Here is a 19894-nt window from a genome sequence, read left to right as displayed (position 1 = left end):
CACGTGCGCTGTCGCCGCCGCCCCGGAGGGTCTTCCATGCCCAGCACCGCCCTGCGTATCTGCCCCCTCTGCGAAGCCACCTGCGGGCTCACGCTCACCGTCGAAGGCAGCCGGGTCACCGGTGCGCGCGGGGACCGGGACGACGTCTTCAGCCGGGGCTTCATCTGCCCCAAGGGCGCCTCCTTCGCGGAGGCCGACGCCGACCCCGACCGCCTGAAGGGACCGCTCGTACGCAAGGACGGCGTCCTGCGGGAGGCGACCTGGGACGAGGCGTTCGACGCCGTCGCCGCCGGGCTGCGCCCCCTGATCGAGCGGTACGGCGCGCAGGCGGTCGGCGTGGTCCTCGGCAACCCGAACGTGCACACCATGGCAGGCGGCCTCTACCCGCCCGTACTGCTCGGCTCCCTCGGCACCCGCAACGTCTTCACCGCGAGCACCGTCGACCAGATGCCCAAGCACGTCTCCAGCGGGCTCCTCTTCGGCGACGCCTTCGCCATCCCCGTGCCCGACCTGGACCGCACCGACCATCTCCTGCTGCTCGGCGCCAACCCCCTGGACTCCAACGGGAGCCTGTGCACCGCCCCCGATTTCCCCGGCAAGCTGAAGGCGCTGCGCGCGCGGGGCGGCACGCTCACCGTCGTCGACCCGCGCCGCACCCGCACCGCCAAGCTCGCGGACCGGCACCTCGCGATCCGGCCCGGCACGGACGCGCTGCTGCTCGCGGCCATGACCCACGTCCTCTTCGAGGAGAAACTCACCGATCTCGGCGCGCTCGAAGAGCAGGTGGAGGGGGTCGAAGACGTACGCGAGGCCGTACGCCACTTCACCCCCGACGCCGTCGCCGCGGCCTGCGACGTGCCCGCCGACACCATCCGCGCCCTCGCCCGCGACCTCGCGGCGGCGCCCACCGCCGCCGTCTACGCCCGGGTGGGCGCGAGCACCGTCGCCTACGGCACGCTCACCAACTGGCTGGTCGACGTCCTGAACGTACTGACCGGCAACCTCGACCGGCCCGGCGGCGCCCTCTTCCCCCTCTCGGCCACCGACCGCGAGCCCCGCCCGGCGGGCCCCGGCAAGGGCTTCGCCCTCGGCCGCTGGCACAGCCGCGTGAGCCGGCACCCCGAGGCCAAGGGCGAACTGCCGATCGCCGCGCTCGCCGAGGAGATCGACACCCCCGGCGACGAGGCGATCCGCGCGGTCGTGGCCGTCGCGGCCAACCCGGTGCTCTCCGCGCCGGACGGCGACCGCCTCGACAAGGCCCTGGCCTCGCTCGACTTCATGGTCAGCGTCGACCCGTACCTGAACGAGACCTCCTGCCACGCACACGTGATCCTGCCGCCGCCCCCGCCCTCCCAGAGCCCGCACTTCGACTTCGCCTTCAACGGCTTCGCCGTACGCAACCAGGTCCGCTACACCCGCGCCGCCCTGCCCCTCGCGGACGGCAGGATGCCCGAGACGGAGATCCTGGCCCGGCTCGTGCTCGCCGGAAGCGGTATGCACGGCGCCGACCCGGCGGCCGTCGACACCATGGTGATCGACCGGACCCTCGGCAAGGCCGTCACCGAGCCGCACTCGGCCGTGTACGGCCGTGACCCCAAGGAGCTGGCCGCCCTCCTCACCGGCGACAGCGGCCCCGAGCGGCGGCTCGACCTGATGCTGCGGCTCGGCCCGTACGGCGACGGATTCGGCGGGCGCGGCGACGGCGCGGTCGGGCTCACCCTCGACCGGCTCCTCGACCGCCCGCACGGCATCGACCTCGGCCCGCTGCAATCCCGGCTCCCGCAGGTGCTCAAGACACGCAGCGGGCGTGTGGAGCTCTTCCCCGCACCGATCGCTGACGACCTGCCCCGCCTCACGGACGCGCTGCGTGCCACGCCGGACGAGCTCGTCCTCGTGGGACGGCGCCATCTGCGCTCCAACAACAGCTGGATGCACAACGTCCGCACCCTCACCGGCGGCTCCAACCGCTGCACCCTGCACGTCCACCCCGAGGACGCGGCCCGCGCCGGCCTGGAGAACGGCGGCCACGCGCGCGTGCAGGCCGCCGGCGGCTCGCTCGTCGTCCCCGTGGAGGTGACCGACGCCGTGCGCCCCGGAGTGGTCAGCCTGCCGCACGGCTGGGGCCACGACCGCCCCGGCACCCGCCTGGCCGTCGCGGCCGAGAACCCCGGCGCCAACGTGAACCAGCTCCTGGACGGCACGCTGCTCGACCCGCTCTCCGGGACGGCGGTGCTCAACGGCTTCCCGGTGTCGCTGACGGCCCTGACGGACCTCGCGCCCACAGCAACTCGTTGACCTGGAGTTTTGCGCTTATTGCTCACACGTCAACATCTTGTTAACGCTCGAGAACGGGTCCTAACGTCAACCGGACCGCCAGACCTGGTGGGAGTTCGATGGTGAACGTTAGGTAGCCCCCATGCTGACAATCCTCGGATTCGTCATGATCGCCACCTTCCTGGTGCTGATCATGATGAAGAAGATGTCGCCGATCGCGGCACTCGTGCTGATCCCCGCGCTCTTCTGCGTGTTCGTAGGAAAGGGAGCCCATCTCGGGGACTACGTCCTCGAAGGCGTCGGAAATCTGGCGCCCACGGCGGCCATGCTCATGTTCGCCATCGTGTACTTCGGCGTGATGATCGACGTCGGCCTCTTCGACCCGATCGTCCGGGGCATCCTGCGCTTCTGCAAGGCGGACCCGGTGCGCATCGTCGTCGGCACCGCCGTGCTCGCCGCGATCGTCTCGCTCGACGGCGACGGCTCGACGACCTTCATGATCACGGTCTCGGCGATGTACCCGCTCTACAAACGCCTCAAGATGAGCCTCGTCGTCATGACGGGCGTCGCGGCCACCGCCAACGGCGTCATGAACACGCTGCCCTGGGGCGGCCCGACGGCCCGCGCCGCGACCGCCCTCAAGGTCGATGCCGCCGACATCTTCGTCCCGATGATCCCGGCGCTCGCCATGGGCCTCGTGGCCGTCTTCCTGCTCTCCTACGCACTGGGCCTGCGGGAGCGCAAGCGGCTCGGCATGCTCTCCCTGGACGAGGTCCTGGAGAAGGAGACGGCGAGCGAGACGGTTCTGGTGGGCGCGGGCGGCGGCACCGGTGACGGGCGCACGTCGCTCACCAAGAAGACCACCGGGGGAGCGGGCTCCGGCACGGACGCGGACGCCGCTTCCGGAGGCGCTGCTTCCGGTGGCGCTGCCTCCGACGACGCCGACGAGGACGAGGGTTTCCAGGGGCTCGACCCGAACCGCGCCACCCTGCGCCCCAAGCTCTACTGGTTCAACGCCGGTCTCACCGTGGTCCTGCTCACCGCCATGATCATGGAGTGGCTGCCGATCCCGGTCCTCTTCCTGCTCGGCGCCGCGCTCGCCCTCACGGTCAACTTCCCGCACATGCCCGACCAGAAGGCCCGCATCGGCGCCCACGCCGAGAACGTACTCAACGTCACCGGCATGGTCTTCGCGGCCGCCGTCTTCACCGGAGTCCTCCAGGGCACCGGCATGGTCGACAGCATGGCCAAGTGGCTCGTCGACGCCATCCCGGAGGGCATGGGCCCGCAGATGGGCCTGGTCACCGGCCTCCTGTCGCTGCCGCTCACCTACTTCATGTCGAACGACGGCTTCTACTTCGGCGTCCTGCCGGTCCTCGCCGAGGCGGGCCAGGCGCACGGCGTCGGCACCCTCGAAATCGCCCGCGCCTCGATCGCGGGGCAGGCGCTGCACATGTCGAGCCCGCTGGTGCCCGCCGTGTACGTCCTGGTCGGCATGGCCAAGGTCGAGTTCGGCGACCACACCAAGTTCACCGTCAAATGGGCCGTGCTCACCTCGCTCGTGGTGCTCGGCTCCGGCATCCTCTTCGGCATCATCTGATGCCATCGACACCGGGCCGGGCCTGGTTGCTGCGCCTCGTCATCGCCTTCAGCTTCGCGCAGGGGGCGGTGTCGATGGCGCGTCCGGCCGTTTCCTACCGGGCGCTGTCGCTGGGCGCCGACGAGCGGGCGATCGGTGTCATCGCCGGTGTGTACGCCCTGCTTCCGCTCTTCGCGGCCGTGCCGCTCGGGCGCAGGACCGACACCGGGCGGTGCGCGCCGCTGCTTCCGATCGGTGTCGTCCTGATCTCCGGCGGGTGCGCGCTCAGCGGTACGGCGGGGTCGCTCGGCGCGCTCGCCGCCTGGAGCGGTGTGATGGGCCTCGGGCACCTCTGCTTCGTGATCGGCGCCCAGTCGATCGTCGCCCGGCAGTCCGCCCCCGACGAACAGGACCGCAACTTCGGGCACTTCACGATCGGCGCCTCGCTCGGACAATTGGTCGGACCGATCGCGGCGGGGTCCCTCATCGGGGCGGACATGGGCCGTACGAGCGCTCTCGCGCTGCTGGTGTCGGCGGGGGTCGCCGCGGTCTCGTTCACTTCGCTGTGGCGGATCGAGCATGTGCGGTCGGCGGCGCCCGGCGCGGGGCGGGCGGGTCCCAAGGTGCCGGTGTTCGGCATTCTGCGTACGCGTGGTGTGCCCGCGGGGATCTTCATCAGCCTCGCGGTGCTCTCCGCCACGGACATCCTCACCGCCTATCTGCCGGTGGTCGGCGAGCACCGGGGCATCGCGCCCGCGACGGTCGGGGTGCTGCTCTCGCTGCGGGCCGCGGCGACGATCGCCTGCCGGCTCGTGATGACGCCGCTGATCAATCTGCTCGGGCGTACGGCGCTGATCGTCGTCACGTGTCTGCTGGCTGCCCTGTTGTGTGCGGGGGTCGCGCTGCCGGTGCCGGTGTGGGGCCTCGGGGTGATGCTGGTTCTGCTCGGGTTCTGCCTGGGGGTCGGGCAGCCGTTGTCGATGACGACCGTCGTGCAAGCCGCCCCGGACGGGGCACGGTCCACCGCGCTCGCGCTGCGACTGACCGGAAATCGGCTCGGGCAGGTGGCCGCGCCCGCCGGAGCCGGGTTGATCGCCGGGGTGGCGGGAGTTGCCGCGCCCTTCGTGATGCTCGGGGGCCTCTTGCTGGTGGCGGCCGGGTTGGGGCTGAGGCGTAGCCCTGCGGGGCATTCCCCGACCCCGCCCCTTCCCGAAGCTGAGGGCTCCGCCCCCAGACCCCCGCTCCTCAAACGCCGGAGGGGCTGAACCCCACACCTTCCCGCGCCTTGCTGTCCTTGGCGGCGAAGTCCCGGAAGGGCTCCGGAAATTATCGGTCGATGCGTACGCTCCTGGCGGGAAAGGGAGTTCGGGGGCGGTATGGCGGCAGGTCAGATTCGCGGCGCCGTGCTCGCGCGCACCACCAGCTCCGTGGCCAGCTCGATCCGGGGCGACGCGGGCTCCTCGCCGAGCGCGAGGCGCAGCACCGTGCGGGCGGCGAGTTTCCCCATGTCCGAGAGGGGCTGGCGCACGGTCGTCAGCGGCGGAGCCGACCAGCTGACCTCCGGCAGATCGTCGAAGCCGACCACGCTGAGGTCCTCGGGCACCCGCAGACCGCGCCGCCGCAGGGCCTCGATCGCGCCGAGCGCCATCTGGTCGCTGGCGGCGAAGAGCGCGGTCGGCGGCTCGGCGAGGGCGAGCAGTTCGCCCGCCCCGGCGAACCCGGACGCGTGGTAGAAGTCGCCCGGCACGATCAGCGTGTCGTCCACGGGCACCCCCGCGCTCTCCAGCGCCGCGCGGTAGCCGTCGAGCCTGGCACGGGAGCACAGCAGCCGCGGCGGGCCCGCGATGAAGCCGATCCTGCGATGGCCCAGGGAGAGCAGATGCTCCGTCGCGGCCATACCGCCGGCCCAGTTGGTGGCGCCCACGGTCGGTGCGTCCAGGGCGGGGGAGCCCGCCGGGTCGATCACGACGAGCGGCACGCCGAGCCGCCGCAGCTCGTCGTGGAGCACCGGTTCCAGGACGGAGGTCACCAGGATCACGCCGTCCGAGGCGCGGGCCCGCAGGTTCTTCATCCACTGCCGGGCCGAGCCGGACGCGCCGTGGATCGCGGAGACCACCGTGCCCGCGCCCGCCGCGTGCACCACTTCCTCGACGCCGCGGATGATCTCCACGGCCCAGGGGCTGTCGAGGTCGTTGAAGACCAGGTCGACGAGGGCGGCGCGGCTGCCGGGCGCGGTCGCCCGCCGCTCGTAGCCGTGCTCGCGCAGCAGGTCCTCGATGCGCGCGCGGGTCTCCTCCGACACGTCGGACCGGCCGTTGACCACCCGCGACACGGTCGGCACCGAGACGCCCGCCTGCCGGGCTATCTCCGTGATGGTCACCTTGCTCTTCGACCGGCTCACTTCCCACCTCCGTCGTACTCCGTCGGAATCTTTCAGCAGCCTTCCGGAACACCGGAGTTGAGGTGAAGCCTAGAGGAGAGGGCCGCCGGACGAGCGGACGCACGGAAGTTCCCCGGAGGCGCCGGCTGCCTCCGGGGAACGGGGTACTACGGGACAAGCGGGGCCGTTACGGGACGATCTTCAGCAGCCTGTTGGGCGAACCGCTGCCGGGGCTGGTGACCTTGCCCGTCGTGGCGCCGTTCACCAGCGCCGACGAGACCTGCGCCGGCGTGGCCGAGGTGTGGCCCGCCAGGTAGACCGCGGCGGCACCCGCGACATGCGGGGTGGCCATCGACGTACCGGAGATGGTGTTCGTGGCGGTGTCGCCGGTGTGCCAGCCCGCCTTGATGGAGACGCCCGGCGCGAAGATGTCCAGGATCGAGCCGTAGTTGGACCAGCTGGCCTTCGCGTCCGTGTTGCTGGTGGCGCCCACCGTGATGGCCGCGGGGACCCGCGCCGGGGACGACGAGGAGGCGTTGACGCCCTCGTTGCCCGCGGCGACCGCGTAGCTGACGCCGTCGGCGATGGAGTTCTTCACCGCGTTGTCCAGCGAGGTGGAGGCGCCGCCGCCGAGCGACATGTTGGCCACGGCGGGGGCGCCCGCCGCGTGGTTGCTCGTCACCCAGTCGATGCCCGCGATGACGCCGGCGGTGGTGCCGGAGCCGTTGTTGTCGAGCACGCGGACGGCCACGATCTTGGCCTTCTTGGCGACGCCGTACGTCTTGCCCGCGATGGTGGTGGCCACGTGCGTGCCGTGGCCGTTGCCGTCCTGGGCGGTGTTGTCGCGGTCGACCGCGTCATAGCCGTTCACCGCGCGCCCGCTGATCTCGGAGTGCGTGATGCGCACGCCGGTGTCGATCACGTACGCGGTGACGCCCGAGCCCGCGGTGTCCGGGTAGGTGTAGGTTCCGGACAGCGGCAGGCTCGTCTGGTCGATGCGGTCCAGGCCCCAGGGGGCGTTGGACTGGGTCGCGTCGGCCTGGACCCGCTGGTTCTGCTCGACCGTCGCGACCGCGGGGTCGGCGGCGAGGCGTCTCGCCTCCGCCGCGCTCAGCTTCGCGGTGTAGCCGTTGAGCGCGGACTTGAAGGTCTTGTGCACCGAGCCGCCGTACTCGGATATCAGGCCCTTGCCCTTGGCCGAGGTGGCCTTGAGGCCCGAGTCCTTCTTCAGCGTGACGATGTAGCTGCCCTGTACGGCGTCGGCCGAGCCGGCTCCGATCACGGTGCCCTCGGTGGGGGCGGCCTGGGCCGGAAGGGCGGTGACCGCACCGAGCAGAGTGGCGGCGGTGGCGGTCGAGATCGCCGCGGCGATCACAGTCTTCTTGCTGCGCAGCATTGCCATTACGAGGGAGTCCTCCTCATAGGCGTGCGCGCCCCGGGTCGGGCGGCGCAACTGTGGGGGCGTGTGCGTGATCGCACACACAGCCGGGAGCGGAGCGTTCCGCTCTCGGCGCGAACAGCAGAATGGCGGCTCTACGTGCGTAGATCAAGAGAAATGGCGCCTTGGCATGTGTCTGTCACATGCACGAAATCGAACTTCGGAAGAACCCGTGGGGGGTAGGTGTCGTGGCGCGGCGTATGTCCCCCGTCCCGACGCCCCTGGTGCCAAAAAACTATCAGCGCTAGTTTGGGGTGCGGACGCGGCGCGGACGCCCATCCGACACGCAGACCCGAGGAGAGCGATGAAGGCCCACGACGGCATGTACATCGGCGGCGCCTGGCGGCCCGCCGCCGGTACGGAAACGATCACGGTCCTCAACCCGGCCGACGAGCAGCCGGTGGGCGAGGTCCCCGCCGGTACGGCCGAGGACGTCGACACGGCGGTACGGGCCGCCCGCGAGGCGTTCCCCGCCTGGGCCGCGACCCCGCCCGCCGAGCGCGGCGCGCTCATCGGCGCGCTCCGCGACCAACTGGTCGCCCGCAAGGACGAGATCGCCGAGACGGTGACGGCGGAGCTCGGCTCGCCGCTCCAGTTCTCGCAGATGGTGCACGCGGGCGTGCCGATCCTGGTCGCGGGCTCGTATGCCGAGCTCGCCGCGACGTACGCCTTCGAGGAGAAGATCGGCAACTCCACCGTCTACATGGAGCCGGTCGGCGTGGTCGGCGCGATCACGCCCTGGAACTACCCCCTCCACCAGATCGTCAACAAGGTCGCCCCCGCGCTCGCCGCGGGCTGCACCGTGGTCCTCAAGCCCGCCGAGGACACCCCGCTCACCGCCCAGCTCTTCGCCGAGGCCGCGCACGAGGCGGGCATCCCCGCCGGCGTCTTCAACCTGGTCACGGGCCTCGGCCCGGTCGCGGGTCAGGCGCTCGCCGAGCACGAGGGCGTCGACCTGGTCTCCTTCACGGGATCGACGGCGGTCGGCAAGCAGATCGGCGCCATCGCGGGCGCGGCGGTCAAGCGCGTGGCCCTGGAGCTCGGCGGCAAGTCCGCCAACGTCATCCTGCCCGGCGCCGACCTGACCAAGGCGGTCAAGGCGGGCGTCGCCAACGTCATGTCCAACTCGGGCCAGACGTGCAGCGCGTGGACCCGCATGCTGGTGGACTCCGCGCGCTACGACGAGGCGGTGGAGCTCGCCGCCGAGGCTGCCGCCAAGTACGGCTCCCGCATCGGCCCCGTCGTCAACGCCAAGCAGCAGGCGCGCGTACGGGGTTACATCGACAAGGGCGTCGAGGAAGGCGCGCGCGTGGTGGCGGGCGGCTCCGAGGCGCCCCGCGAGCAGGGCTACTACGTCCAGCCGACCGTCTTCGCCGACGTCACCCCCGAGATGACGATCGCCCGCGAGGAGATCTTCGGCCCGGTCGTCTCGATCATCCGGTACGAGGACGAGGACGAGGCCCTGCGCATCGCGAACGGCACCGTGTACGGACTCGCGGGCGCCGTCTGGGCGGCCGACGACGCGGAGGCGATCGCCTTCGCCCGCCGCATGGAGACGGGCCAGGTCGACATCAACGGCGGAAGCTTCAACCCCCTTGCCCCCTTCGGCGGTTACAAGCAGTCAGGAGTGGGCCGCGAACTGGGTCCGCACGGACTCACCGAGTACCTCCAGACGAAGTCCCTGCAGTTCTGAACCCTCCGCCGGCACTCTGTGCCCGCCCCGAAGGAGTACGTCACCGTGGTCCGCGCCGCTGTTCTGCCCGCCGTCGGCTCTCCTCTGGAGATCACCGAGATCGACCTGCCCGAGCCGGGCCCCGGCCGGGTGCGGGTGCGTCTCGCCGCCGCCGGGGTCTGCCACTCCGACCTGTCCTTGACCAACGGCACGATGCGGTTGCCCGTGCCCGCCGTGCTCGGGCACGAGGGCGCGGGGACCGTGGTGTCCGTCGGCGAGGGGGTCACGCACGTCGCGCCGGGTGACGAGGTGGTGCTCAACTGGGCACCGTCCTGCGGGGATTGCCACCCCTGCTCGCTGGGTGAGGTGTGGCTGTGCGTGAACGCCCTCGCCGGTGCCGCCGACGTGTACGCTCACCGCGCCTCGGACGGCGCGGACCTGCACCCCGGCCTGAACGTCGCCGCGTTCGCCGAGGAGACGGTGGTCGCGGGCAACTGCGTGCTGCCCGCCCCGGCCGGCATCCCCCTCACGGACGCCGCGCTCCTGGGCTGCGCCGTGCTCACCGGGTACGGCGCCGTCCATCACTCCGCGCAGGTCCGCGAGGGCGAGACGGTGGCGGTCTTCGGGGTCGGGGGTGTGGGCCTCGCGACGCTCCAGGCGGCGCGGATCGCGGGGGCCTCGCAGATCATCGCGGTCGACGTGTCCCCGGAGAAGGAGGAGTTGGCGCGTTCCGCGGGGGCCACGGAGTACGTGGTCGCCTCCGAGAAGACGCCCAAGGACATCCGCAAGCTGACCGGCGGGCACGGCGTGGACGCGGCGGTGGAGTGCGTGGGGCGCGCGGTGACCATCCGTGCGGCCTGGGAGTCCACGCGGCGTGGCGGGCGTACGACGGTGGTCGGCATCGGCGGCAAGGACCAGCAGGTCAGCTTCCACGCCCTGGAGATCTTCCACTGGGGCCGGACGCTTTCCGGGTGCGTGTACGGCAACTCCGACCCGGCGGTGGACCTGCCGGTTCTGGCGGAGCACATTCGCGCGGGGCGCTTCGACCTGAGCGGCCTGGTGACCGATCAGATCGCGCTGGAAGGAATCCCGGCGGCCTTCGAGAACATGATCGCGGGTAAGGGGGGCCGGGCGCTGGTGGTGTTCTAGCCTCCGAAGACACGGGACGGGCTGAGAGGTTCAGCCCGTCCGGCGTTTGAGGACGAACTCGGCGGAGCCGGTGATGACGGCACGCAAGGCCCCCGCGCCCGTGCAAACCGTTGACCACATACCCACCGGTCGGTACGGTCCCTGGAATCACACGCCCACCCCCTGTCCCGTCCCCGGACCCACCGGAGTGTGCACCCCCATGGACCCCGCACCGACCTCCACGTCCCCCCTCTCCGCTCCCGCTCCTGCTCAAGCACCGGCGGACCCCCACCGCCGCAAGGTGGCCACCGCCGCCGCTCTCGCCTCTGCCGTCGAGTGGTACGACTACTTCGTCTTCGGCATCGCTGCCGCCCTCGTCCTGGGCGACCTGTACTTCCCCTCCGGCAGCTCGTCCGCCGGAGTCCTGGCCGCGTTCGCCACGTTCGCGGTCGGCTTCCTGGCCCGCCCCGTCGGCGGCATCATCGCGGGCCACCTCGGCGACAAGCGCGGCCGCAAGCCCATGCTGGTCCTCGCGCTGACCCTGATGGGCCTCTCCACCACCGGCATCGGCCTGCTCCCCACGTACGACACGGTCGGCATCGCCGCGCCCGTCCTGCTCGTCGCCCTGCGCGTGCTCCAGGGCATCGCGGTCGGCGCGCAGTGGGGCGGGGCCATGCTGATGGCCACCGAGTACGCCCCCGAGGGCAAGCGCGGCCTCTACGGCAGCCTGGTCCAACTGGGCGTCCCCATCGGTGTGGTGACCGCCAACACCGTCTTCCTGGTCGCCGGCGCCGTCACCAGCGAGAGCACCTTCGAGTCGTGGGGGTGGCGGGTCCCCTTCATGGTCGGACTCCTCGTGCTCGTACTCGCCTGGTACATCCACACGCGCGTGGAGGAGACGCCGGAGTTCCGCGAGGCGGAGCGGGCGCTCGCCGAGAAGGAGAAGAGCCACAAGGCCGCGGGCGGTGAAGGGGGCAACTCGCCCCTGCGCACCATCCTGCGCCACCACCTCGGCACGGTCTTCCTGGCCGGCGGATCCTTCGCCGTGAACACCGCGACCTTCTACATCATCATCACCGGCGTCCTCGACTACACCACCCGCGAACTGGACATGAAACGCAGCGCGGTCCTCACCGTCTCCCTCTGCGTCAGTCTCACCCAGCTCGCCCTGATCCCCGCGTCCGCCGCGCTCTCCGACCGCATCGGACGGCTGCGGATCTACGCGATCGGTGCCGCGGGGCTCGCGGTCTGGGCCGTGCCGATGTTCCTGCTCATCGACACCGGTTCGCTGCTGTGGCTGGCGGTCGGCACGTTCGTCACCAGCTGTTTCCTCAGCGTCATGTACGGGCCGCAGGCCGCGCTGTTCGCCGAGTTGTTCACGGCCGAGATGCGCTACACGGGAGCCTCGCTCGGCTACCAGATCGCGGCCGTGTTCGGCGGCGGGCTCGCGCCGTTCGTGATGGTGCTGCTCCTGGAGGCGACGGGCACCTCGATGGCGGTCTCCGCGTACATCATCGGGCTCGCGGTGATCGCCCTGATTTCCATCAAGGTGCTTGCGGAGCGGGCGCGTTCCCGCTGACGTGACCGGTCGGGAACGACACGTCCGGCGCCGTCTCCTCCGACGGCGCCGGAGCCGTCGTACGCAGCCGAGAGAAGGACTTGGCCGCCGCCAGGAACGCGAGCGTCGTCAGGACGAACGGCCAGGTGAACGTGTGCCCGCCGGAGGGTGCGAGCAGCGCCGACATGGCCGAACTGACGGCGGTGGCCGTGGCGGCGCCCGCAGTCGCGTACACGAGCGTCGCACCCCGCGCCGGAAGGAAGACCCCGCACAGCGCCAGCGCGACGAGCACCGAGTTGTATCCCATGGTGCCGTCCGCGATCTGCGCCGCGGGCGCCCCGAGCGCCCACGCCGTACCGATCCCGACCGCGCTGCCGAGGCACGCCACGGCCCCCGCGCGGCGGCTCGCGACGAAGAGACCGGCGAGCAGCACCGCGCCCACGTACCACTGCGGCATGAAGAAGATCTGCGCGAAGTCGGCGAAGAACGCCCGTGCCAGGTCGGCGGGTTGGAGCGAGGTCGGGCCCGTCGCCGCGCGCGTCAGCGCGGCGAGCGCGTCCCCGTGGTGCCAGACGCGCTCGAAGCCGGGTGCGGCGATGGTCGTCGCGCTCGCGAGCAGGCAGTACGGCAGGGTGAGCGAGGGCAGGTCCCAGACGGCAAGGAGATTGACCGCCGCCGCCGTCACGACCGTGACCACCACGCAGCCCGCGAGGGCGAGCGCGGCCGTGGACAGGTGCCCGGCGCCCAGGAACACCGCGAAACACAGGGCGGTGAGGCAGGCGTTGAAGCCTTCGAGCCCGGTCGCGACGCGGTCGCCCGGCGCCCCGAGCAGTCGAGCGGTGGCCGTGCCGACCGCCGTGCCCGCGAGCCCGTACAGGCCGTACTCCCAGCCCGCGGCGAAGAGCGCCACGCAGAAGACGGCGCCCGCTGCCGTGCTGGGCAGGAAAGTGACCTGGGCCTGGCCGCGCAGGACGTGAGCGGCGAAGGACCGCGCGGCGGGCATCCCCCTGGCTCCGAAAGGCAGTGCTCTGGCATCCGTTGAGTGCCGCACGGCTCACTCCCGTGTTACGTCCATGTTGCGCCCGGCAAGACGGATGCACCTTACATCTAGTTACTGGGGCGCGGCGATACCGAGGTGCGTCTCCAGGGCCCGCGCGCCCAGCGGCGTCACCTTCACCGCCCGCTCCGAACCGATCCGCACGCACCAGCCGGTCTTCAGCGCGTGCCGGCACAGCGCCGCGCCCGCGACCCCCGCCAGATGCGGCCTGCGCTCCGTCCAGTCGAGGCAGGCGCGGGCCAGCGGGCGCCTGCCGGAGCGCTCGAGGCCGATGCCCAACTCCCCGAACCAGCCGATCCCTTCGTCGGTCAGGGCGAACCCCGCGTCCTGCCGCAGCAGCCCGTGCTCCGTCATCGCCAGGGTGATCGTGATCCCCAGACGCCCCGCCAGATGGTCGTAACAGGTGCGGCCCCGCGCCATCGCCCCTCGCGCCCCGGCCTCCCGCAGCGTGCGCGGCGGCCGGGGCGCGGTCCCGTCCTGCCGTACGTACGCGGTCAGATCCTCCACCAACTGTGCGACGCGTGCGTCGGCGAGGCGGACGTAGCGGTGCCGACCCTGGCGCTCCTCGGCGAGCAGTCCGCCCGCGACCAGCTTCCCCAGGTGCTCGCTCAGCGTGGACGCGGCGACCCCCGCGTGCCGCGCGAGCTCGCCCGCGGTCCAGGCCCGGCCGTCGAGCAGCGCGAGCAGGCAGGCGGCGCGCGTCTCGTCGGCGATGAGCCCGGCGAGCGCGGCGAGGCGGGGCGTTGCGGGGTCCGTCATGGGTCAAGCATGCGCCGTGGACCGTTCGGCCGGCGCCGAACCGTCATCCGCTGACGGCGGCCACCTGCTCGTACTGGAGCGCGAGCCCGTCGAGCAGCGCCCGCAGGCCCGCCTCGAAAGCCCGCTCGTCGATCTCCTGCTGGCGCTCGGCGAGCAGGTGGGCCTGGCCCAGGTGCGGGTAGTCCGCGGGGTCGTACGCCGCCTCGTCGTCCACGAAGCCGCCGGCGAAGGAGCCGAGCGCCGAGCCCATGATGAAGTAGCGCATCAGCGCGCCGATCGAGGTGGCCTGCGCGGCGGGCCAGCCCGCGTCCACCATCGCCCCGAACACCGCGTCCGCGAGCCGGAGGCCGGCCGGGCGGCGGCCGGGTCCGCTCGCGAGCACCGGAACGATGTTGGGGTGCAGTGTGAGCGCGGCGCGGTAGGAGACGGCCCAGTCGTGCAGCGCCGTCCGCCAGTCGCGCTCGTCGTCCGCGTCGAACATCGACAGATCGACCTGCGCGCTCACCGAGTCCGCGACCGCTTCCAGGATCTCGTCCTTGGTGTGGAAGTGGTTGTAGAGCGAGGGTCCGCTGACCCCGAGCTCGGCGGCGAGGCGGCGCGTCGAGACGGCGGCGAGGCCCTCGGCGTCCACGAGCGCGCGCGCCGTCTCGACGATGCGATCTCTGCTGAGGAGGGGCTTGCGCGGTCGGGCCATGCGGCACATAGTAGGGCTGCCGCAAGAAACTAGCAGTGCTAATTTAAATCCGGTCCCCCGAGTCGATCCGAAGAGGTGCCCCCGATGAACCTGGAGCTCAGCGAGGAGCAGTCCGCCGTCCGGCAGCTGGCCAAGGACTTCGTCGCCCGCGAGATCGCCCCGCACGTCGTCGAGTGGGACCGCGCGGAGAGCGTCGACCGCTCGATCGTGAAGAAGCTCGGCGAGGTCGGCTTCCTCGGGCTGACCATCGACGAGGAGTACGGCGGCTCGGGCGGCGACCACCTCGCGTACTGCCTGGTGACCGAGGAGCTGGGGCGCGGCGACTCGTCCGTGCGCGGCATCGTGTCGGTCTCCCTCGGTCTGGTGGCCAAGACCATCGCGTCCTGGGGGAGCGAGGAGCAGAAGCGGCAGTGGCTGCCCGGGCTCACCGCCGGGGAGCTCGTCGGGTGCTTCGGGCTCACCGAGCCGGGCACCGGGTCCGACGCGGGGAACCTCTCGACGAAGGCCGTGCGCGACGGCGACGACTTCGTCGTCAACGGCTCCAAGATGTTCATCACGAACGGCACCTGGGCCGACGTCGTGCTGCTCTTCGCGCGGACCAACGACGCACCCGGCCACAAGGGCGTCTCCGCCTTCCTCGTGCCCACCGACACCCCCGGTCTGAGTCGCCGCACGATCCACGGCAAGCTCGGCCTGCGCGGCCAGGCCACCGCCGAGCTGGTTCTCCAGGACGTACGCGTTCCGGCGTCGGCGATGATGGCCCCCGAGGGCAAGGGCTTCTCGGTCGCCATGTCGGCGCTGGCCAAGGGCCGGATGTCGGTGGCCGCCGGGTGCGTGGGCATCGCGCAGGCCGCCCTGGACGCGGCGGTGACGTACGCGGGCGAGCGCGAGCAGTTCGGCAAGTCCATCGCGGGCCACCAGCTGGTGCAGGAGCTGATCAGCGACATCGCGGTGGACGTGGACGCCGCCCGGCTCCTGACCTGGCGGGTCGCCGATCTCATCGACCGCGGGCAGCCCTTCACCACGGAGTCCTCCAAGGCCAAGCTGTTCGCCTCCGAGGCGGCGGTGCGCGCCGCCAACAACGCGCTCCAGGTCTTCGGCGGCTACGGCTACATCGACGAGTACCCCGCGGGCAAGCTGCTGCGCGACGCGCGCGTGATGACCCTCTACGAGGGCACGAGCCAGATCCAGAAGCTGGTCATCGGACGGGCGCTGACCGGGGTCTCCGCGTTCTGAGTACCGGGAACCGAGTACGGGAACTGAGTACGCGAGCTGAGTACGGGGGCGGATGTGGCGTGGCCGCTCTCGGGTGAAGCTCTGACCATGAGTGAGACACCGGTCAAGCAGCAGAGCAGCACCGCCTACTACGGTCAGGCGATCGCGTCGTTCGCCGTGGCGCTCGGCGCGACGGCGATCGGCATCTACAGCCTCGACGTCAGCGGCTGGATCCGCGCCTTCCTCGCCATTTCCGTCCTGTACCTGACGACGTCCGCCTTCACCCTCGCCAAGGTCATCAGGGACAAGCAGGAGGCCGGGCAGATCGTCAGCCGGGTGGACCAGGCCCGCCTGGAGAAGATTCTCGCCGAACACGACCCGTTCAAGCCGGTGGCCTGACCGGCGTCCTAAGCGCTTGCTCACCGTCAGGGGTATGGTGTCCTCCCGACGGGCGGAAGGAGCGTGGACGATGAGCACGGCGGAGAAGACCGAGGGCGAGGACCTGCCATGGGGCGAGGTCACGCCTGATGCGGCGCGGCGGCTGCTGATCGCCGCCGTCGAGGCCTTCGCCGAGCGCGGGTACCACGCGACGACGACCCGCGACATCGCGGGCCGGGCCGGCATGAGCCCGGCGGCGCTCTACATCCACTACAAGACCAAGGAAGAGCTGCTCCACCGCATCAGCAGGATCGGCCACGACAAGGCCCTGCGGGTCCTGCGCACCGCGGCGAACGGCCCGGGCAGCGCGGCGGAGCGGCTCGCCGACGCCGTGCGCTCCTTCGTCCGCTGGCACGCCGACCACCACACCACCGCGCGCGTGGTCCAGTACGAGCTCGACGCGCTCGGCGAGGAGCACCGTACGGAGATCATCGCGCTGCGCCGCCAGTCGGACGCCACCGTGCGGGACATGATCAACGAAGGCGTGCGGGCCGGGGAGTTCGACGTTCCCGACGTGCCGGGCACCACGCTCGCCGTGCTCTCGCTCTGCATCGACGTGGCCCGCTGGTTCAACGTCGCGGGGCAGCGGACGCCCGACGAGGTCGGCGCGCTCTACGCCGACCTCGTGCTGCGCATGGTGGGAGCCCGGCAGCGGGGCTGAGCCCCGCCGCCCCCCGCGGGGGCGGCTCAGAAGTAGTAGCGGGAGACCGACTCCGCGACGCAGGCGGGCTTGTCGCCGCCCTCGCGCTCGACGGTGACCTTGGCCGTGATCTGTACGCCGCCGTCCTTGGTCTGCTCGACCTCCGTGAGCACGGCGGTCGCCCGCAGCCGGGAGCCCACGGGCACCGGAGAGGGGAAGCGGACCTTGTTGGTGCCGTAGTTGACGCCCATCTTCATGCCCTCGACCCGCATGACCTGCGGCACCAGGCTCGGCAGCAGCGACAGCGTCAGATAGCCGTGCGCGATCGTGGTCTTGAAGGGACCCCGGGCCGCCTTCTCCGCGTCCACGTGGATCCACTGGTGGTCGCCCGTGGCGTCGGCGAACAGATCGATCCGCTTCTGGTCGACCTCCAGCCAATCGCTGTGCCCGAGCTGCTCGCCGACCCCGGCACGCAGGTCGTCGGGCGACGCGAAGATCCTCGGCTCTGCCATGTCCCTGGCCTCCTCAAAGTAATCGAACTAAGCGCTTGCTCAGCATGCTGTGTGCGCCGTCGTGTGTCAACGGACAGACAGTGAGGGACGGCGGGCCGGCCATTAGGATCGGCGGGGTGCCCCAGATCCCAGAGAAGATCCACGAGCTCACGGTCGGCCAGCTCTCCGCCCGCAGCGGCGCGGCCGTGTCCGCACTGCATTTCTACGAGTCCAAGGGTCTGATCTCCAGCCGCCGCACATCGGGCAACCAGCGCCGCTACCACCGTGACGCGCTGCGCCGCGTCGCGTTCGTCCGCGCCGCCCAGCGCGTCGGCATCCCGCTCGCCACGGTCCGCGAGGCGCTCGACTCGCTCCCCGAGGAGCGCACGCCCACCCGCGAGGACTGGGCGCGGCTCTCGGAGACCTGGCGATCGGAACTGGACGAGCGCATCAAGCAGTTGGGCCGGCTGCGCGATCACCTCACGGACTGCATCGGCTGCGGCTGCCTCTCCCTGGAGAACTGCGTGCTCTCCAACCCCGACGACGTCTTCGGCGAACGCCTCACCGGCTCCCGTCTGTTGCCGGAGCGCCGCACGAAGTCGTGATGCGGTCGCGATGCGGGGGTGCCGTCGGAGAGGCTCCGGCGGCACCCGCGGGGATTACTCGTACTCCGTGCCGCCCTTGCGCGTCAGGTACGCGGGGCTGACCGCCTTGGCGATCGCGCGGCCCCCGGTCACGGGCGAGTACCGCTCGGTCGCGGGGCGGATCACGACCCCCTCGCGCAGATGCAGGTCACGGCCCGAGACCGTCTCCCGCCCGGAGGCGAGTTCCAGGACGCGCGCGGAGTCGTACGGGCCCTCGTACAGGCGCGGGACCAGCGGCAGGGCGCCGTCGAGCACGACCGCGGGGTCCAGCCACCGGACCTCGCCGTCGATCTCCGCACGTACGTCGAAGACCGCGTAGCCCAGCGTGTCGCGACGCCCGTCGGCCCCGTACGTCAGGTCCTGCACCCCCGCTCCGTACACCTCGCCGAAGATGCCGACCCGGCGCGCCCCGAGCCGCTTCGCCAGCGCGGCAGCCGCGTCCGCCGCCCCGTGCCCGCGGACCGCGCGCCAGTAGAGATTGCGCTCGTCCTCCTTCAGCGCGAGGGACTTGGAGCCGAAGCCCTTGGAGGACACATGCACCCGGCCGCCCTCGTCCGCGACGTACGTCAGCAGGCAGGCGGAGCCGTGCAGCTTCTCCGTGACGGTCACCGGCTCGCCGGGCGCGAAGATGTCCGGGTAGCGCTGGATGTTCTCGATGTCGACCCAAGGCAGCAGATCGGGCGCGGACTCGACGTCGCCGTTCATGGTGGGCGGGATCGGCGGCACCCACTTCACGACGCCGAGCCGCTCCGTGAAGTCGGTGCCCTGCGCCGCGGCCCGCACCAGGTCGACGTCCGCCACCGCACGCGGCCTGCACACGATGCCCTGCGACAGCTCGCCCCGCAGCCGTACAGCCTTCACCCGGTCCGACTTGCCGCCCGCGAGCCGCCCGGTGAGCCCGAGCTCCTCGATCAGCTCCGCGGGAAGCACGGACTGCTCGGGGATGTAGAGGGCCACGTCGCCGGTGCGGTACGCGCCCTTGGCCACCACCGCGCGATACAGGCCCACCTGGGCGAGTTCGAGGGCGTCGGCGTTGGGATGCTCGTGGATGGTCAGTACTTCGGCGGTGACGCGCAGCGTCGACATGGCTCGGACTCTCCCGGTTTCCGCGTACCGCGTGGGTACGTACACACGTCTGTCATCGACCTCGACTGTGCCGACGACAAAGCGCTGGAGCGAGCCATTTTGTGGCTGGTAGCGTCACGCGGGCGCGCTCAGCAGGGACAGCGCCGTCGTCACCAACTGGGCGTTCGACGTGGCCCGTTCCCCGTCCGGAAGCATCAGCGTGTCCTCGAAACCGATGCGGGTCGCGAGCCGCAGGCGCCCCGAGAGGCGCAGCACGGGCCAGGTGCCGCCCTCCTCGCCGTGCAGCAGTACGGGGCGGCCGTGCGCCGTGCCGATCGCCCCGAGGAGGGCGCGGGCCGAGTCGCGTGCCGTGGCGGGGTCGGGGTCCGTCACCTCCGCGAGGACCCGCAGGACGCGCGGGCCGAGCGCGGACGCCGTGAAGCGTTCCGCGCCGTCCGTGCCGGACCAGATGCCCGCCTCCACGCCCACCCCCCGCTCCAGGAGCGCCGCGGCCACCGCCTCCGCGCCCGGTTCGTGCCAGTTGACGGACGCGTGGTCCGGCAGGACCGACCACGCGCGGATCTGCGCCACCCGCCGCTCCGGGTCCCGCTCGGCCCACGCGCCGGTGGTCACACCGACGGGCACGGACGTCACGGACCGGACCGCTTCCAGCGCGGCCGCGACCGCTCTTGGCGTCAACGTGTCTTGCCCGCAGGGGGACTTGGGGTGTACATGGACATCCCGGGCGCCGACCGCGACGGCCTGCGCCACGGACTCGGCCATCGCCCCGGGCGACAACGGGATCAACGCACCATCGCCCGCGCCGCGGGCGCCGTTCACACATACCTGCATCACCACAGGA

Annotated in this window: 18 protein-coding genes; 10 read left to right on the top strand and 8 right to left on the bottom strand. The window is 71.6% G+C overall.

What is annotated here, in order from left to right:
• Positions 1 to 36 precede the first annotated feature (36 nt).
• The 3 genes from IE226_RS20265 to IE226_RS20255 all read left to right on the top strand — a co-directional run bounded on the left by IE226_RS20265 (position 37) and on the right by IE226_RS20255 (position 5118).
• The gene (locus IE226_RS20265) at positions 37 to 2295 is read left to right on the top strand and encodes a molybdopterin-dependent oxidoreductase (protein WP_190082702.1); all 2259 of its coding nucleotides are present in this window, start codon (positions 37 to 39) and stop codon (positions 2293 to 2295) included.
• A gap of 121 nt (positions 2296 to 2416) precedes the next feature.
• Positions 2417 to 3874 carry a CitMHS family transporter gene (locus IE226_RS20260; protein ID WP_190082701.1) on the top strand — a complete coding sequence of 486 codons (1458 nt, stop codon included), beginning with the start codon at positions 2417 to 2419 and terminating at the stop codon, positions 3872 to 3874.
• Positions 3874 to 5118, top strand: coding sequence for an MFS transporter (locus IE226_RS20255; protein ID WP_190082700.1), 1245 nt, complete (start codon positions 3874 to 3876; stop codon positions 5116 to 5118). The genes IE226_RS20260 and IE226_RS20255 overlap by 1 nt, the downstream gene beginning before the upstream one ends.
• Before the next feature lie 122 nt (positions 5119 to 5240).
• Here the strand turns inward: IE226_RS20255 and IE226_RS20250 are convergent, their stop codons facing one another.
• The gene (locus IE226_RS20250) at positions 5241 to 6254 is read right to left on the bottom strand and encodes a LacI family DNA-binding transcriptional regulator (RefSeq protein ID WP_190082699.1); all 1014 of its coding nucleotides are present in this window, start codon (positions 6252 to 6254) and stop codon (positions 5241 to 5243) included.
• A gap of 166 nt (positions 6255 to 6420) precedes the next feature.
• A complete protein-coding gene (locus IE226_RS20245; RefSeq protein ID WP_190082698.1) occupies positions 6421 to 7635 on the bottom strand; it encodes a S8 family peptidase in 1215 nt (404 codons plus the stop codon).
• 340 nt (positions 7636 to 7975) lie between these two features.
• On the opposite strand from IE226_RS20245, the gene IE226_RS20240 reads away from it, so the two are divergent.
• The 3 genes from IE226_RS20240 to IE226_RS20230 all read left to right on the top strand — a co-directional run bounded on the left by IE226_RS20240 (position 7976) and on the right by IE226_RS20230 (position 12050).
• Positions 7976 to 9364, top strand: coding sequence for an aldehyde dehydrogenase family protein (locus IE226_RS20240; protein ID WP_190082697.1), 1389 nt, complete (start codon positions 7976 to 7978; stop codon positions 9362 to 9364).
• A 45-nt stretch (positions 9365 to 9409) separates the two neighbouring features.
• A complete protein-coding gene (locus IE226_RS20235; protein WP_190082806.1) occupies positions 9410 to 10492 on the top strand; it encodes a Zn-dependent alcohol dehydrogenase in 1083 nt (360 codons plus the stop codon).
• Positions 10493 to 10691: 199 nt separating this feature from the next.
• Positions 10692 to 12050: an MFS transporter gene (locus IE226_RS20230; protein WP_190082696.1), complete on the top strand. Its 1359-nt coding sequence runs from the start codon at positions 10692 to 10694 to the stop codon at positions 12048 to 12050.
• Here IE226_RS20230 and IE226_RS20225 read toward each other — a convergent pair.
• From IE226_RS20225 to IE226_RS20215, 3 genes are all read right to left on the bottom strand, one after another.
• Positions 12016 to 13032 carry an urea transporter gene (locus IE226_RS20225; protein WP_190082695.1) on the bottom strand — a complete coding sequence of 339 codons (1017 nt, stop codon included), beginning with the start codon at positions 13030 to 13032 and terminating at the stop codon, positions 12016 to 12018. The two genes, IE226_RS20230 and IE226_RS20225, sit on opposite strands and share 35 nt — an antisense overlap.
• Positions 13033 to 13140: 108 nt before the next feature.
• On the bottom strand, positions 13141 to 13845 hold the full coding sequence (locus IE226_RS20220; protein WP_190082694.1) for an ArsR/SmtB family transcription factor: 705 nt from the start codon (positions 13843 to 13845) through the stop codon (positions 13141 to 13143).
• Positions 13846 to 13888: 43 nt separating this feature from the next.
• Positions 13889 to 14539 carry a TetR/AcrR family transcriptional regulator gene (locus IE226_RS20215; RefSeq protein WP_190082693.1) on the bottom strand — a complete coding sequence of 217 codons (651 nt, stop codon included), beginning with the start codon at positions 14537 to 14539 and terminating at the stop codon, positions 13889 to 13891.
• Between the two features lie 84 nt (positions 14540 to 14623).
• On the opposite strand from IE226_RS20215, the gene IE226_RS20210 reads away from it, so the two are divergent.
• The 3 genes from IE226_RS20210 to IE226_RS20200 all read left to right on the top strand — a co-directional run bounded on the left by IE226_RS20210 (position 14624) and on the right by IE226_RS20200 (position 16853).
• Positions 14624 to 15775 (top strand): acyl-CoA dehydrogenase family protein, encoded by a 1152-nt coding sequence (locus IE226_RS20210; protein ID WP_190082692.1) that lies wholly within the window; start codon positions 14624 to 14626, stop codon positions 15773 to 15775.
• Between the two features lie 87 nt (positions 15776 to 15862).
• A complete protein-coding gene (locus tag IE226_RS20205; protein WP_190082691.1) occupies positions 15863 to 16153 on the top strand; it encodes a YiaA/YiaB family inner membrane protein in 291 nt (96 codons plus the stop codon).
• A 70-nt stretch (positions 16154 to 16223) separates the two neighbouring features.
• Positions 16224 to 16853, top strand: a complete 630-nt coding sequence (locus tag IE226_RS20200) for a TetR/AcrR family transcriptional regulator (RefSeq protein WP_190082690.1) — start codon at positions 16224 to 16226, stop codon at positions 16851 to 16853.
• Positions 16854 to 16879: 26 nt separating this feature from the next.
• Here IE226_RS20200 and IE226_RS20195 read toward each other — a convergent pair whose 3' ends face one another.
• The gene (locus IE226_RS20195; protein WP_190082689.1) at positions 16880 to 17344 is read right to left on the bottom strand and encodes a MaoC family dehydratase; all 465 of its coding nucleotides are present in this window, start codon (positions 17342 to 17344) and stop codon (positions 16880 to 16882) included.
• A gap of 116 nt (positions 17345 to 17460) precedes the next feature.
• Between IE226_RS20195 and soxR the strand changes: the two genes are divergently transcribed.
• A complete protein-coding gene (gene soxR / locus IE226_RS20190) occupies positions 17461 to 17928 on the top strand; it encodes a redox-sensitive transcriptional activator SoxR (RefSeq protein ID WP_190082688.1) in 468 nt (155 codons plus the stop codon).
• A 54-nt stretch (positions 17929 to 17982) separates the two neighbouring features.
• Here the strand turns inward: soxR and IE226_RS20185 are convergent, their stop codons facing one another.
• The gene (locus IE226_RS20185) at positions 17983 to 19053 is read right to left on the bottom strand and encodes an RNA ligase (ATP) (RefSeq protein WP_190082687.1); all 1071 of its coding nucleotides are present in this window, start codon (positions 19051 to 19053) and stop codon (positions 17983 to 17985) included.
• Between the two features lie 114 nt (positions 19054 to 19167).
• Entirely contained in the window at positions 19168 to 19887 is a 720-nt protein-coding gene (locus IE226_RS20180; RefSeq protein ID WP_190082686.1) for a 3-keto-5-aminohexanoate cleavage protein, read from the bottom strand.
• Between the last annotated feature and the right edge of the window lie 7 nt (positions 19888 to 19894).

Origin of the sequence: Streptomyces longisporoflavus (genome assembly GCF_014649775.1) — a bacterium.
GTDB lineage: Bacteria > Actinomycetota > Actinomycetes > Streptomycetales > Streptomycetaceae > Streptomyces > Streptomyces longisporoflavus.
This window is presented reverse-complemented; position numbering and strand designations above follow the sequence as displayed.